Source organism: Dyella sp. GSA-30 (assembly GCF_027924605.1).
In the GTDB taxonomy this organism is placed as follows: Bacteria; Pseudomonadota; Gammaproteobacteria; order Xanthomonadales; family Rhodanobacteraceae; genus GSA-30.
Genome location: NZ_AP027042.1, coordinates 1455723 through 1470851, shown reverse-complemented (window position 1 = coordinate 1470851; position 15129 = coordinate 1455723). Strand labels below are relative to the sequence as shown.

The following is a 15129-nucleotide window of genomic DNA, read 5'->3' as shown; positions in this document are numbered from 1 at the left end:
GAGAACAAGTTGAAACTCATTGGAGCCTGTATCCAGACCCGCAATGTCCTGGCCTTCGCGTGCATGGCAGCCCTGGGCAATACCGCCGGCTTTGCGCAAGAGGCAGCAGGTGATGGCGAAAATTCGAAGAAGACGACCGAGCTGCAGGCAATCACCGTCACCGGCTCGCGCATCTCCAATCCGAATATCGTGTCGCCCACGCCGGTCAGCGTCATTTCCGCAGCCGATATCAAAGCTACTGGCGCAGTGAATGTCGGCGATGTGCTCACGACGCTGCCGCAGTTGGCTACGTCTTTCACCATGGGCAACTCGACCCAATACATCGGGACGGCCGGACTGAGCTTGCAAGATTTGCGTAACCTCGGACCGGACCGCACCCTGGTGCTGGTCAATGGACGTCGCTTCATTGGAGGAAGCGCCGGCAGCACGGCTGTCGACGTGAACATGATTCCCGCGAACTGGATCGAACGCGTGGAAATCATCACGGGTGGCGCATCGGCGGTCTATGGCGCCGACGCGGTCACCGGCGTGGTGAACTTCATCCTCAAGAAGGACTACACCGGCGCCCAGCTCAACGTGCAGTACGGCACCTCCGAGCATGGCGGCTTCAACAAAGGCCTGGTGTCCCTGACCGGCGGCATGAACTTCGCTCAGAACCGCGGCAATATTGCCTTTTCGGTCGAACATAGTGAGCAAAGCTCGCTCGAATTCGGCGACCGTTTTGGCAATAAATCGTATTCGACGATACAGACACCCGGTGGCCCGACCGATTCGGTGCTTTATCCCAACGCTGGCAGCTACAGTATTACCGAAGGCGGCACATTCTCTTTGGGCAGGGCCACCGACATCCATCAGCGTTATGTGTTCAACCCTGATGGAAGCGTGCGCCAACAGCGATTCGGTGGTCTTTACGACACCAGCGGACGATGCACCGACTGCGACCGCCTGGATGTCAATCAAGTTCAACTGCTGCAGCCGCAGTTCGGTCGCACGACGGTAAGCGCCGTTGGCGGCTTCGACATCACGCCCGAACAACACCTCTATTTCGAGGGCACCTACAACCACGCGAACGTCAAGGCATACCGCCAGCCGGCGTTCGGCAGCGGCGGTAGCGCATATGTCATTACCCGCGACAATGCATTCATCTCACCGAGTCTTGCCGCACTCATGGATGCCAACGGCCTGGACAGCATCAATGTGTCGCGATTCGACACCGACGCCGGCCGCCGCGGGGAAGATACGACCCGCGATACTTTCCGTACCGTCATCGGCGCGAACGGAACCATCACCGGTGACTGGCAGTACGACGCTTCGCTCAATTACGGCGAAACGCGCGAAACACGCTATAACCTCAACAATCGCATCAACGATCGCTTCTACGCGTCCATCGATGCGGTCAGGGACGCCAACGGAAGTATCGTTTGCCGATCATCGCTCGACCCCAACTCCATCAACCCCAATACCGGTGACGTGCTCAATCCCATTGCGCTCGGCGGAGGCTGCGTGCCTACCAGCATCTTCGGTGCAGGCGCGATCAACCCGCAAGCGGCCCAGTGGTTCAACACCACTACCACCACGAAGTCGAAGCTGACCCAGTTTGTCGGTGGCGGCAGCATCGTCAACAACAACCTGTTCCAGATGCCTGGAGATGCCGGCTCCGCAAGCATCGCGGCCGGCGTGGAATTTCGCCGCGAGACGAGCCGCCAGAATACGGACCCGCTTGACGTTCAGGGCCTGACTTTTCTCAATGCGATTCCGTCATCCGGTGGCGCTTATGACGTCAAGGAAGGCTACATCGAAACCGCGCTGCCGTTGCTTGCCGGTCGTCCGTTTGCCCAGAACCTGACATTCGACGCTGCCGTGCGCTTCTCTGATTACAGCACCGTCGGGCACACGAAAGCCTGGCGCTGGGGCCTGGATTGGTCGATCAGCGATTCGGTACGTTTGCGTGGCACCATGTCCAGCGCGGTGCGCGCGCCCAACATCGGAGAGCTTTACAGCGGACAAACGCAGAACTTCTTCAGCATCACCGATCCCTGCTCCGCGCCACAGCTTAGGAATGGTCCGAACCCCGCCGTGCGCGCAGCCAACTGCCAGGCGCTTGGCATACCGGCGGGCTGGGTTTCTTCCAATTCCGCCACGATCAACGGCGTATCGGGAAGCAACCCGGATCTCAAGCCGGAAGTCGGACGCACCTGGACCGCCGGCATCGTGCTGACGCCTTCATTCATCGACCGCCTCGGCTTTTCCGCCGACTACTGGAACATCAGGCTCAACAACGCTATTTCCGCCCCCAGCGGCCAGGCAACCGCCGAGCAATGCGTGGATGCGCCAGGGGGCATCGGCAATGTTTATTGCGGCAATGCATTGCGCGATCCGGCGACCAACGAACTTACGTACATCAGTTCCACGAATCAGAATATTTCGTCGCTGAGCACGTCAGGCATCGATTTTGGCGCGTACTACACGCACGGCATAGGGCCAGGCAGCATGCGCTGGCGCCTGGATGCCACTCGTGTCATTTCCTATGCGCAGCGTCCATTCCAGGACAATCCGGACATCGTGTACCAGAACAATGGCGTACTGGGCTATCCGAAATGGAAGGCCGTACTGAGCGCCAATTACAGCGTCCATGACTGGGTGTTCAACTGGAACATGCGTTATTTCACCTCGATGCTTCGCGTGGACAACGAAAGCTACCGCTCCAACCCGACGCAAACCACGCCTATCCGCGCCGGCGCCGGATTCTTCAATGACGTTCGTGCCAGCTACGATTTCAAAGGCGGCTGGCAGCTCTACGGCGGCATTACGAACGTATTCGATCGCAACCCACCGGTGAATCTGTTTGGCACAGGGTTTGGGTCCGCTCTTTACGACTCCATTGGCCGCGCTTACTACGCAGGCTTTAACTACAAGTTTTAAGTTGTACACAGGCGAGGAGGGCCGGTTCATCGGCCTTCCTCGCTATTGATACCCATCATTTCGCCCATATTTTCGGCAGAGCCCATCGTGCGAGCACTGCCATGTCCGAAGCCAAATCCCTCAAAATCGACTACGTCTCCGACGTCGTCTGCCCCTGGTGCGCCGTGGGCCTGAATTCGTTAAAGCTTGCGCTGGACAAGCTCGGCGGTGAGATAACCGCGGATATCCATTTCCAGCCGTTCGAGCTGAACCCGCAGATGGTTCCCGAAGGCGAAAACGTCGTTGAACATATCGCGCACAAGTACGGCAGCACGCCGGCGCAGGTCGCCCAGAACCAGGAAGCGCTGCGCGAGCGCGGTGCAGCGGTGGGCTTTACCTTCAACCTGGACAAGCGCGATCGCATCTACAACACCTTCGATGCGCATCGGTTGCTGCACTGGGCCGAACTGGAAGGCAAGCAGGCCGCCCTGAAGCAGGCGCTGCTCGAAGCGTATTTCACGCAGGGCGAGAATGTGAGCGCGCGTGATGTGCTGGCGCGTACGGCCGCGTCGGTGGGCCTGGACGAAGCAGAGGCCAGGCAGGTGCTCGACGAGAATCGCTATGCCGACGAAGTCCGCGAGAAGGAACGGTTCTACCAGTCGCAGGGCATCCATTCGGTGCCCTCGATCATCATCAACGAGCGCTATCTGATCCAGGGCGGCCAGCCGCCGGAAGTGTTCGAGCAGACTCTGCGCAAGATCGCCGCGGAAACCGCCTGAGCCATCTCTGTCGGGTCAGGACCGCCGACCGGCTACAATGACCGGTCGGCGCGTCGGTTTACGGGGCGCGCGACCTGCCCCACTGCCCGACCCCATGCTGACCGACGACACCAAGGAAGCCATCCGCGCCGCCTATACCCGCCTGAAAGAGGGGTTGCCGGGCTTTCGTGCGCGCGCTTCGCAGGGAAAGATGATCGCCGAGGTCGCCAAGGCCCTGGCCGAAGCCGGGGGCGCCGCCGTGATCGAGGCCCCGACCGGTACCGGCAAATCGATGGCTTATCTGATTGCCGGCGTGGAAGTGGCCAGGGCGCAGAAAAAGAAGCTGCTGATCGCCACGGCTACGGTCGCGTTGCAGGAGCAGTTGGTACAGCGCGATATCCCGCTGTATCTGAAATTGCTCGGCATCGAATCCAAGGTGGCGCTGGCCAAGGGTCGTGGACGCTACCTGTGTCCGCGCAACCTGCTGATGGCCGCCAACAGCGTCAACGACAGCGGCCAGATGGGCCTGGCCGGTTTCGACGCCGATCTTGCGCTGTGGTCCAAGCCGCCGCAGGAACGCGACAAGCAGGCATTGAGCAAGCTGCGTACGGCTTACGACGACGGTAGCTGGAACGGCGATATCGATACCGCGCCGCAACCGGTCAGTGACTTTATCCGCCCGATGATCACCACCAGCGCCGGCGGTTGCACCGGCCGGCGCTGCGGACAATTCATGGTGTGCCCGTTTTTTGCTGCGCGCCGCGCGGTGGCCGATGCCGAGATCATCGTCGCGAACCAGGATCTGGTGCTGGCCGACCTGACCATGCCGCGCGAGGAAGACGGCTTTGGCGGCGTGATCCTGCCCAAGCCGGACGACACGCTGTATATCTTCGACGAAGGCCATCATGTGCCGGCCAAGGCGATCGACCGCGGTGCGGCCGATGTGCACCTGCAGATCGCCGTACGCCAGTTGAGCCGGCTGGGTCGGCAGATCCATGCGGCCTATTCGCTGGCGGACAAGGAAGTCATCGGCAAGCTGTCGCTCGATGCCGGCGATGAAAAATTGCAGGCGCTGAGCGACGCGCTGGAAGAGCTGGAGAAAGACATCCGCCTCGCCTGGCTGCCATCGCCGGACGACGACGAACCGATGTATCGCGGCTCGCTCGGGCAACTCCCGGAGTCGTGGGTGGCGCATGCAGGCATGCTGTCGCTATTGACCGGCGAAGTGCAGCGCTGGATCGGCGCGGTTCGCCGCACGATCCTGGAAATGACCGAAGGCGGCCCGACGCACGAAGCGATCTCGCGCGAGCTGGGCATGGCGCTGGAACGCATCGAACGCCAAGCGCGTACCTGGGGCGCGTGGTCGAGCGACGATCGCGAAGGCTCGCCGCCGCTCGCGCGCTGGGTCACCATGAGTGTCGACCAACAGCTGATCTGCCATGCCTCGTCGGTCTCCGCCGGCGGGCTGCTGCGCAGCATTCTGTGGGACAACGCCAGCGCCGTGGTCATGACCTCGGCCACGCTGAGCGCTGGCGGCAATTTCCGTGGCTTTGCCGATGCGGTGGGACTGCCCAACGATGCGGTCACCTTGAGCCTGCCCTCGCCGTTCGACCTGGCGGCGCAAGCGCGTTTGGAAGTACCGGCATTGCGCTCGCTGCCGGATGCGCGCGAAGAACATACCCAGGAAATCACCGACTGGCTGGCCGACAACCTGGATTGGGATGCCGGCAACCTGGTGCTTTTCACCTCGCGCGTGAAACTGGATCGGGTGCTGCAGAAACTGCCAATCGAATATGTGCGCAAGGTGCGTGCGCAAGGCTCGCTCGGCAAGGCACAGCTGGTTGCCGAACATATCGCCGATATCGAGGCCGGCAAGGGCAGCACCTTGTTTGGGCTGGCCTCGTTTGGCGAAGGCCTCGATCTCCCCGGCAAGCTTTGCGAGACGGTCGTCATTACTCAGTTGCCCTTCGCCGTGCCCACCGACCCGGTGGGTGCCACTTATGCCGAATGGCTGGAGTCGCGTGGACGCAATCCGTTTATCGAAGTGACGGTACCGGAAGCGACGCGTTTGCTGACCCAGTATTGCGGCCGCCTCATCCGCACCGAAACCGATCGCGGCCGCATCGTGCTGCTGGATCGGCGCGTGGTGGTGAAGCGTTATGGCGAGCGCATGCTGCGTGCGTTGCCGCCGTTCGAGCGCGTGATCGAGCGCGTGTAGCGATGTCGTCCATTCTGCGCGAGCGTGATTGTCCGAGTGTGGCCTGGAAGAATGGCCAAGGTCGTACGCGACAGTTGGCGGTTTATCCGGCCGATGCTGGTAGCGATGCGTTTCTGTGGCGCGTCAGCGTGGCCGAGGTGGATAGCGCGGCGCCGTTTTCGAGCTTTCCCGGTATCGATCGGCAGATTGCGCTGCTGCGCGGTGCAGGCTTCATCATGACGCTCGACAAGCAGCAGCGTCATGCGCTGACGGGGCCGTTCGAACCCTTCGCGTTTCCTGGCGAGGCAGATGTCGAGGTGGAACTGGTCGACGGCGCGACGCGGGATTTCAACCTGATGTTGCGGCGGGGGAAGGTGACTGGGCGGATCGATGTGCTGCGTGGCGGTTCGCATGTTGTCGAACGCGACGTGGTCTTGCTTTATTGCGCGGCAGGTCAATGCGCTACGCCTGATGGTGTTCTGTCGATCGGCGACAGTTGGTTGGTTCCAAGCGGTAATACCGTGCTGATCTTATCAAGTGACGACGTAGTGCTTGCCGTCACTGCAGCCTCCACAAGCGTCCCCGAAGATAAGTGAAGAGGGCGCCGCGCGCCTGTCCCACCTATCCGTCATTCCGGCGAAGGCCGGAGGAGCTTTTCAACAGCGGAGCTGGTCATCTATCCCCCAGGCCATGCTCATCAGGCAACCTTTGGCAAGCGATCACGTTGAGGAATGGATTCCGGCCTTCACCGGAATGACGAGAGGGTGAGTGAGGGGTTTTAGGGCCTCTCAATACGGCGCAGCCACAATCAACGCCCGCTCCGCCTCACACTTCTGCCCATCCGGCTTCGGCCCACTCTTGCGATACGCATCCAGCTCGCTCCGTGCCGCAGCCAGGTCTGCTCGATACGCGGGCACGGCCTGCAACGCGTTGAACACCACCGCACCGTTGATTGCGCCCGCCTGCGTCGCACTGAGATTGTGTGCACCGCAGACCACACGGCTGTCGGCAAACGCGCGTGCACGCAGATCCAGCTCGCTGGCGCGGTCGGGCGCCAGCTGCGCCATGATCAAACCAGCGGTCCAACCCCAGGTCGTGTGGCCCGACGGATAGTCATAGCTCTTGGCCAGGCGTTCCTTCGGCTGGCAGATATTGCCTTCGTCGATCAGAAACGGACGCAGCCGCTTGTTGGCCTGTTTCGGCGCACGCGTACTTTCGTCGGCATCGCGATCGGCACGCTCCAGCAGTGCAGTCAGGCGCGGCAGTTTCTCGGCCTGCAGATCGGCATCCATGGCACAGCTGAAATGCTTGAGCATGGCCGGCACCGACAGATCGACGTCGTCAGTCGCCAGCACCCAGCGCGGCGTGCCCTCGAGCTTGCGGGTTTCGAGGAAAACCTGGCGGTCCGCCTCGTACCGGGCCGAACCCTTGACCGGCGCAGCCGGGAGAATCCGGGTGGTGTCCGGGAGCTCGCTGGGCGCGAGATATCCCACCGGCTTGCCCTTGGCATCCATCGGTGCCGGGGTTGGCGTAGTCGCGCAGCCACTCAAGGCCAGCAAAGCAGCCAACACCGTGATATGCCGCGAAAAAGATTGGATTTGCATACGTCAGCCGCCATCGATCGAAGCGCCCAAGCATAACCCGATGGTGCGCCGTGCCAACCGCCGGCGACCGGCGCGTGATAGAACATGGCCGCGCCAGTGGGGACTGGCCGGGAGGAAGGTATGGCTCAGGCCATTCGTAGCATCACGCCGTCGCATCGGGCGCTGGACGAAAGCGACCCGCGCTATCTCGTTGCCGATATCTCGCCCAACGTGCCGGTGTACCTGGTCGAGCGTGCGCGTCGTCTCGGCATCGACTGCAACAGCTGGTTCGCCGGTCTCGGCTTGCAGCGCACGCAGCTGTTCGATCCCTCCCTGCGCATTTCCTATCGGCAGGCACGCACGCTGGTCCGGCGCGCAATAGCCGCTTTCAACGAACCCAGTTTAGGACTGGTGATCGGCTGCGAAGAAACCGTCGGCAGTTTCGGCTTGCTGGGACTGGCGATGATGACCTCGCGCAGCTTCGGCGATGCAATGCGCGTAGGCATCGAAAACCATCGGCTATGCGGCAGCCTGATGGATGTGGACTTTACCGTGGTCGATGCCCATACCGTGGCGGTTTGCGCGTGGCCGCGTTTCGGCGAAATCGAATTGTTGCCATTCCTCAGCGAGGAGCTGTTTTCCAGTTCGCTGATGTTTGCCCGCGAGCTGGTCGGCCCGCAATTGCTGCCGCTGGGACTGGAGTTGAGCTACGCCGCTCCGGCCAATGCCGCCGACTATGAGCGTGTGTTCCAGTGCGAAGTCCGCTTCGGCTGTGCCCACAACCGCATCCTGGTCGACGCCAAGTGGCTCGAGTTTCCGCTGCCGGGCTACAACCCGCTGACCGCGCGCCAATCGTTGGCGCTGTGCACGCAGCAGTTGCGTAACCGCGATGCCAACGACGAGATCGTGACCTCGGTCGAGCGCCTGTTGCGCAGCCGCCTGAACCAGCATCCGCGCCTGATCGAAGTCGCGCAGACCTTGCACCTGAGCGAGCGATCGCTGCGCCGGCGCCTGGCCGAAAGTGGACGCATCTTCCGCGAGATCCACGACCGCGTGCGTGCCGAACGGGCCCTGGAATTGCTCCAGGGCGGTGCATTGAGCGTGGCGGAAATCGGCACCGAGATCGGCTTCAGCGATCCGCGCGAGTTCCGCCGCGCGTTCAAGCGCTGGACCGGCATGTCGCCGCAGCAGGCCAAGCGCACGGTGGCGTAAAGCGTACCGCAGGCTGGCCGCTTTGCCCCCCGTGAGGTGGCCGTTTTGCCCTCCCCTACGCACGCGCATTGCGCAACAGTGATGGCTCGAGCCGCGCACTGAAAGCCGCGGCATTCGCATCAGCGATGCACGGGGAGGTACATCGATGCGCAAGTGGACATTGACCGTCGCGGTTGCCGCGGCGCTGGCCGCGTGTGGCGGCAATCAGCCCTCGGGCACGGCCGATTCGGCCAGCGAGGACTTCCAGGCCAAGCTGCAGCAACAGCTGCTCGACGCCAAGCCTGGGAGCGTGATCGATATCCCGGCCGGGCACTATCACTTGAACCGCGGCCTCAGCCTGCGCACCGATGGCATCACCATTCGCGGTGCCGGCATGGACAAGACCGTGCTGTCGTTCAAGGGACAGGTGGTCGGTCCCGAAGGCCTGCTGGTGAATGCCAACGATTTCACCATCGAGAATCTCGCCCTGGAAGACACCAAGGGCGATGCGCTGAAGATCAACCAGGGCAAGAACATCACCATCCGCGGTGTGCGCGTGGAATGGACCGGCGGACCGCAGACCACCAACGGTGCGTACGGCCTGTACCCGGTCAAGACGCAGAACGTGCTGATCGAAAACTCCACCGTGATCGGCGCATCCGACGCCGGCATCTACGTCGGGCAGTCCAACAACATTGTCGTGCGCAACAACCGCGCCGAACAGAACGTCGCCGGTATCGAGATCGAAAACTCGGTCAATGCCGATGTCTATGGCAATACCGCGACGAAGAATACCGGCGGCATCCTGGTCTTCAATATGCCCAACCTGTCGCAAGCAGGGCACAGTACGCGCGTCTACAAGAACACGGTGCTCGACAACAACACCGATAACTTCGCCGCCAAGGGCGCGGCGGTCGCCAGCGTGCCGCGCGGCTCGGGCGTGGTAATCAATTCGAACGACAAGGTCGAGATCTTCGACAACGACATCGGCGACCACAAGACCGCCAACGTGATCATCTCCAGTTATTTTTCGACCAATTACTACAACACACGCGGCGTGGCGGCCGACTACAACCCCTATCCCAAGGGCATCTACGTCTACGACAACCGCTTCAAGAACGGCGGCGACGCGCCCGACGGCATGAAGCTGAAGGTGCTCAAGACCGCCGTCTACGGCATGAACGGCCGGTTCCCCGACGTGTTGTGGGATGGCTACGTCGACAGCAAGACGCTGGTCAACGGCCTGCCACCCGATGGCGATCGCATCTGCATCCAGGGCGCCAACGGTGTGCTCAATGCCGACGGCCCGAACGACTACAAGAATCCGATCACCGATACGAAAGCCTATCAGTGCACGCTGCCGAAGCTGCCGCCGGTCGCGCTCGATCCGGCACCGAAGGCGTGAGGTCGAGTCGATGACGGTAGTTCGTTGTGTGCTGTTGTTGCTTGTGCTGTGTGTCGCCGGCTGCCACCAGGGCATGGACCCGGTGGCCTTCCAGGCGGATGGCCGTCCGCCACACTTGAGCGACTGGCATGTCGTGGAGGTGCGTGACGGCAAGCTGATGCTCAACCAGGACGTGGTGCCGTACGACCTCAACACACCGCTGTTCACCGATTACGCGCACAAGCTGCGTACGATCTGGATGCCCAAAGGCGTGGCAGCAACATACGACCCCAACGACACTTTCGACTTTCCGGTCGGCACGATCATCAGCAAGACCTTCTACTACCCCAAAGGCGCCAAGCCCGGCGAAGTAGCGCGTACCTACGACAGCAGCAAGGACTTTGCCGGCGAAGGCCTCGACATGGCGCGCGTGCACCTGATCGAAACACGCATCCTGGTGCGACGCGAATCGGGTTGGGCTGCCATTCCCTATGTATGGAACGATGCGCAGACCGACGCGCAGCTCGCCCGTACTGGGGCGGTGATTCCATTGACGCTGGTGGCGAGCGATCAGGCGCGTGAAGACTTCAACTACGTCGTGCCGGACGAAAGCCAATGCTCGAGCTGCCACGCGCAGGATTGGGTGACCCGCAAGATTCATCCGATCGGCCCGAAGGCCCGCCATCTCAATCGTGACTATCGCTACGCCGACGGTGACGAGAACGAGCTGGAACACCTGGTGAAGGTGGGTTATCTCACCGGCGCGCCCAAGCCAGCCGACGCGCCGCGCAATGCGAACTGGATGGACCCGCACGCACCGCTCGATGCACGTGCACGCGCCTATCTCGATATCAACTGCGGCCATTGCCACAACCCGAAAGGTGCGGCCAATACCACCGCGCTGACGCTGGACGTAAGCGCCGCCGAAGATCGTCATATCGGCTTGTGCAAGCCACCGGTCGCCGCCGGTCGCGGCACCGGCGACCACATGTTCGACATCGTGCCTGGCAAGCCCGACGACTCCATCCTGGCCTATCGCATGGCCTCGAAGGATCCCGGCGAGATGATGCCGGAAATCGGACGCAGCACCGTGCACCAGGAAGGCGTGAATCTGATCAGGGCGTGGATCGCAGCGCAGCCAGGGGAATGCGTGGCGATTCACTGAAAGGCAAAAACAACCAGGGCCGCGTCCACGCGGTTCACCATCGAGGGGAGAAACGGTGATGTCGATCCGTCCGACGCTTTTGTCTACCAGCCTGGTCCAATTGCTTGGCGGCGCGGTGCTGCTTTGCGGTATCGAGCCCGCGCTTGCCGATGAGGCCGCACCGCAGAATGCGCAAGCGACCAGCCAGAACGACAACGCCGATCCGGCCAAGGCGAAACTGCTGGGCAATATCACCGTCACCGCGCAAAGCCGTTCGCAGGAAGTGCAGTCGGTGCCGATCCCGCTGCAGATCATCACGTCCAAGCAGATCGATACGCTGGCCGCGACCGACCTGAGCAAGATGGCGCTGTTCGTGCCCGGACTGGTGATCGACGCGGACCAGCCGACGCAAGCGCGCTATCAGCTACGCGGCATTTCGACCAGCGACTTCGGCGTGGGCACGGAATCGGCCGTGGGTGTCTATGTCGATGGCGTCTATGCCGCACGCTCCGGTGGCGCCCTGCTCGCCTTTAACGACGTCAAGCGCGTCGAGGTGTTGAAAGGACCGCAAGGCACGCTATTTGGCCGCAACGCCGCTGCCGGCGCGATCTCGATCATCACCAACGAGCCTACCGATCAGTTCGAGGGTAAGGCGCGTGTGCGTATCGGTGACTACGGCAAGCGCTATGCCGATGCGTTGCTCAATATCCCGATCAACAAGGATATGGCGTTGCGCTTCAGCGTGCTCGACAACCAGAGCAACGGCTGGATCAAGGATGCCGCCACCGGCAAGCATTACGGCAAGGACGACGACTGGGGCACACGCGCGGCATGGCGCTGGAATGTCACGCCCGATACGCGCGTGCTGGTCACCTGGGATCACGAAAAACTCAATCAGCCGCCGGCACCGGCGATCGGCCTGGTGCCGCTGTCGAACGATACCAACGAGCGTGCGCCGTTCCCGCCGAATCCGGCGACCTATCTCAATCCGCTGCATGCACCGCTCTACAACGATGCCATCGGCGGCGCGGAGACGCGGCGCTTCGATGGCGTCACGCTCAGTATCGACCATTCCTTTGCCTGGGGCAGCCTGACTTCGACCACGGCCTGGCGCGGTTTCAATACCTTCAACCGCGGCGACTACGACGGCACCAATCACGTCGTCAGTTATCTCGACACCACCAATATCGAGCACAACAACAGCTGGTATCAGGAGTTCAAGCTTTCCGGCAATACCGGCATCGCCGATTGGGTCGGTGGCATCAGCTATTACCAGGAGCAGGCGCGACAGACCAGCCAGACCAATATCAATACGGACAGCATCGATACCTTGGCTAACAATGTGATGGGTGTAGGCACGCCGTTGACCGATATCAGCAATGCGTTGGCATCGTTTGGTCTTCCCTACACCTTGCTCGGCGATCCGTGGCACGAAGCGATCAGCAACGTCGGCCACTTCAAGGCCTATGCCGCCTTTGGCGACGTGATCTGGCACATCGACGACCGGCTCGATATCACCACCGGTATTCGCTACACGCGCGATCAGAAGACCTTCTCCTGGTACAACATGCCGCGCCAGGCGCCGGAGTTCGATGCCACCGTGCAGGCGCTCGCACAGGCGGGCATTCTCGACCTGCTGCCGCCCGAAGCGCAGGGCGCCCTGGCCGCCTTCAACAACAACCTGATCTTTACCGACGCGGTCGGTGTGCCGGTGACGTTCCGCAATACGTGGAACAACTGGAGCCCGCGCGTGGTGTTCGACTATAAGTTCACGCCCGATGCAATGGGCTATTTCTCGGTGACCAAGGGCTACAAGGCCGGCGGCTTCAACAGCGTGCAGGTCGGTTCGCGCTTCGCACCGGAAAAGGTCACCAACTTCGAAGCCGGCATCAAGACGATCTTTCCCGAGCAGAATCTGCTGTTCAACGCCTCGGTGTATTACTACCGCTACGACAACGAGCAGTCACTCACGCTCGACCCGAACAGTGCCGGCTCGGGCGTACCGCGCTATCTGGTCAGCAGCACCAACCAGGAAGCCAAGGGCCTGGAGCTCGAAGGCCAGTGGCAGCCGCTCGATGCCCTACGCTTCAACTTCACCGGCGCCTATATCGACTCGACCTACCGCAAGGCGATCGCGCCTTCAGGCGTCGACCTGGATGGCCAGCCGACCGGCGAGCCGCGTTTTTCCTATACCGCCGGCGTTTCATACACCTGGGATCACGTCGCCCACGGCGCACTCGAATTCGACCTCAATTACGCCTATCGTGGGCGCGAGCGCTGCAACGCCGACTCCCAGCTGCAAGGCGAATGCGTGGTCAGCCCGAATTTCCAGGTCGGGCAGTCGCAACAGCGCACGGACGCCCGCCTGGACTGGCATGCACCTGGCGACCGCTGGGGTGTGGCGCTGTACGCCAACAACCTGTTCAATAATCGCTACGTCACCGGCGTGAACAACATCAGCACCACCGTGTTCGGCACGCCCTTCGCATCCATCACACCGCCGCGCATGTATGGTCTCGAGCTACGCGCAAAGTTTTAGGGCCCTAAGCCATGAACGCACCGACCAACGACTTGCAGCAAACCCTGCTTCTGTTGCGTAACGCACAGGTCAAGGATCCCAACCCGGCATGGTCGGTGCGCGCCGCACGCCTGCGCAAACTCGAAGCGCTGCTGCGCGAACAGCGCGACGCGTTCGCCGCCGCCATTTCGGAGGACTTCGGTTGCCGGCCAAAAGAAGAGACCGATCTGCTGGAGCTCTTTCCCAGCCTCTCGGGCCTGCGTCACGCGCTGCGTCATGGTCGCCGCTGGATGAAATCTCGCAAAGGGCTGGCGGATCTGGTCTTCCTGCCCGCCAGCACGACGTTGATGCCGCAGCCCAAAGGCGTCGTAGGCATTATCGTGCCGTGGAACTATCCGCTGTATCTGGCCGTCGGGCCGATGATCGATGCGCTCGCCGCGGGCAATCGCGTGATGGTCAAGATGAGCGAATTCACGCCACGTTTCTCGGCGCTGTTCGCACAGAAAGTGGCGAGCTATTTCCAGCCTGACGAAGTCAGCGTGATTACCGGCGACGCGGACGTTGCGCAGGCCTTCTCCGCGCTTCCGTTCGACCACCTGCTGTTCACCGGCTCCACGGCGGTCGGCCATCACGTGATGCGCGCAGCGTCGCAGCACCTGACGCCGGTAACGCTGGAGCTGGGCGGCAAGTCGCCAGCCATCATCGGCCCCGGCGCACGCTTCGAGCATGCGGTGGAGCGCATCCTGTACGGCAAGATGGTCAACGCCGGCCAGACCTGCATTGCGCCCGATTACGTGTTCGTGCCGCGCGAGCGCATGGGCGAATTCGTCGACACGGCCAAACGCGCCGTCGCCCGCCTGTATCCGGATATCACTGCCAGCGGCCAATACGCGAGTGTCGCCACCGACCGGCACTACGAGCGGCTAGCCAGGCTTCGCGACGATGCGGTGGCCGCCGGGGCCAAGGCACAAAGTCTGGCGGATACCACTGGCGATGCTTCTCGACGCTTTCTGCCACCTACGTTGATCACCGGCGTCGATGACAACATGACGGTGATGAAGGAAGAAATCTTCGGGCCGCTGCTACCCGTACTCCCCTACGATTCGATCGATCAGGTGATTGCCTACATCGGCAGCCATGCGCATCCGCTAGCGCTCTACCTGTTCGACGACCAGCGCGCCACGGTCGATCGTGTGTTGTCGCGCACGCAAGCCGGTGGCGTTACCGTCAACGACACGCTTTATCACATCGCGCAGCACGGCCTGCCTTTCGGTGGCGTCGGCAAATCGGGCATGGGCGGATATCACGGCGAAGCGGGCTTTCGCACGTTCTCGCATATGAAGCCGGTGTTTCGTCAGGCACGCTTCAATGGCGTGGGCATGTTGAACCCGCCGTATGGGGCGATGTTCAAGCGGATGCTGGGGTTGTTGTTCAAGCATGGGTGACCATGTGG

10 protein-coding genes are annotated in these 15129 nt (G+C 62.0%); 9 read left to right on the top strand and 1 reads right to left on the bottom strand.

Annotation, left to right across the window (positions count from 1 at the left end):
• Positions 1–9 precede the first annotated feature (9 nt).
• The 4 genes from QMG46_RS06450 to QMG46_RS06435 all read left to right on the top strand — a co-directional run bounded on the left by QMG46_RS06450 (position 10) and on the right by QMG46_RS06435 (position 6452).
• Complete coding sequence (locus QMG46_RS06450) at positions 10–2922, top strand: TonB-dependent receptor plug domain-containing protein (RefSeq protein WP_281851668.1); 2913 nt, start codon at positions 10–12, stop codon at positions 2920–2922.
• A 101-nt stretch (positions 2923–3023) separates the two neighbouring features.
• Positions 3024–3680 (top strand): DsbA family oxidoreductase, encoded by a 657-nt coding sequence (locus QMG46_RS06445; RefSeq protein WP_281851667.1) that lies wholly within the window; start codon positions 3024–3026, stop codon positions 3678–3680.
• 94 nt (positions 3681–3774) lie between these two features.
• The gene (dinG, locus tag QMG46_RS06440) at positions 3775–5877 is read left to right on the top strand and encodes an ATP-dependent DNA helicase DinG (protein WP_281851666.1); all 2103 of its coding nucleotides are present in this window, start codon (positions 3775–3777) and stop codon (positions 5875–5877) included.
• 2 nt (positions 5878–5879) lie between these two features.
• Positions 5880–6452 carry a HutD/Ves family protein gene (locus QMG46_RS06435; protein ID WP_281851665.1) on the top strand — a complete coding sequence of 191 codons (573 nt, stop codon included), beginning with the start codon at positions 5880–5882 and terminating at the stop codon, positions 6450–6452.
• A gap of 192 nt (positions 6453–6644) precedes the next feature.
• On the opposite strand, the gene QMG46_RS06430 is transcribed toward QMG46_RS06435, so the two are convergent.
• A complete protein-coding gene (locus QMG46_RS06430; RefSeq protein ID WP_281851664.1) occupies positions 6645–7460 on the bottom strand; it encodes an acid phosphatase in 816 nt (271 codons plus the stop codon).
• Between the two features lie 120 nt (positions 7461–7580).
• On the opposite strand from QMG46_RS06430, the gene QMG46_RS06425 reads away from it, so the two are divergent.
• The 5 genes from QMG46_RS06425 (at position 7581) to QMG46_RS06405 (ending at position 15121) form a co-directional block, all read left to right on the top strand.
• Positions 7581–8651 (top strand): AraC family transcriptional regulator, encoded by a 1071-nt coding sequence (locus QMG46_RS06425; protein ID WP_281851663.1) that lies wholly within the window; start codon positions 7581–7583, stop codon positions 8649–8651.
• A gap of 145 nt (positions 8652–8796) precedes the next feature.
• A complete protein-coding gene (locus QMG46_RS06420) occupies positions 8797–10035 on the top strand; it encodes a parallel beta-helix domain-containing protein (RefSeq protein WP_281851662.1) in 1239 nt (412 codons plus the stop codon).
• Positions 10036–10045: 10 nt separating this feature from the next.
• Positions 10046–11179 (top strand): SO2930 family diheme c-type cytochrome, encoded by a 1134-nt coding sequence (locus tag QMG46_RS06415; protein WP_281851661.1) that lies wholly within the window; start codon positions 10046–10048, stop codon positions 11177–11179.
• Positions 11180–11237: 58 nt separating this feature from the next.
• Positions 11238–13697, top strand: a complete 2460-nt coding sequence (locus QMG46_RS06410; RefSeq protein ID WP_281851660.1) for a TonB-dependent receptor — start codon at positions 11238–11240, stop codon at positions 13695–13697.
• A gap of 11 nt (positions 13698–13708) precedes the next feature.
• Positions 13709–15121 carry a coniferyl aldehyde dehydrogenase gene (locus QMG46_RS06405; protein ID WP_281851659.1) on the top strand — a complete coding sequence of 471 codons (1413 nt, stop codon included), beginning with the start codon at positions 13709–13711 and terminating at the stop codon, positions 15119–15121.
• Positions 15122–15129 lie beyond the last annotated feature (8 nt).

Excerpts from the sequence above, each read along its gene's own strand:
- dinG (WP_281851666.1), top strand. The coding sequence starts at position 3,775 with ATGCTGACCGACGACACCAAGGAAGCCATCCGCGCCGCCTATACCCGC.
- QMG46_RS06420 (WP_281851662.1), top strand. The coding sequence starts at position 8,797 with ATGCGCAAGTGGACATTGACCGTCGCGGTTGCCGCGGCGCTGGCCGCG.
- QMG46_RS06410 (WP_281851660.1), top strand. The coding sequence starts at position 11,238 with ATGTCGATCCGTCCGACGCTTTTGTCTACCAGCCTGGTCCAATTGCTT.
- QMG46_RS06415 (WP_281851661.1), top strand. The coding sequence starts at position 10,046 with ATGACGGTAGTTCGTTGTGTGCTGTTGTTGCTTGTGCTGTGTGTCGCC.
- QMG46_RS06445 (WP_281851667.1), top strand. The coding sequence starts at position 3,024 with ATGTCCGAAGCCAAATCCCTCAAAATCGACTACGTCTCCGACGTCGTC.
- QMG46_RS06430 (WP_281851664.1), bottom strand. The coding sequence starts at position 7,460 with ATGCAAATCCAATCTTTTTCGCGGCATATCACGGTGTTGGCTGCTTTG.
- QMG46_RS06425 (WP_281851663.1), top strand. The coding sequence starts at position 7,581 with ATGGCTCAGGCCATTCGTAGCATCACGCCGTCGCATCGGGCGCTGGAC.
- QMG46_RS06405 (WP_281851659.1), top strand. The coding sequence starts at position 13,709 with ATGAACGCACCGACCAACGACTTGCAGCAAACCCTGCTTCTGTTGCGT.
- QMG46_RS06435 (WP_281851665.1), top strand. The coding sequence starts at position 5,880 with ATGTCGTCCATTCTGCGCGAGCGTGATTGTCCGAGTGTGGCCTGGAAG.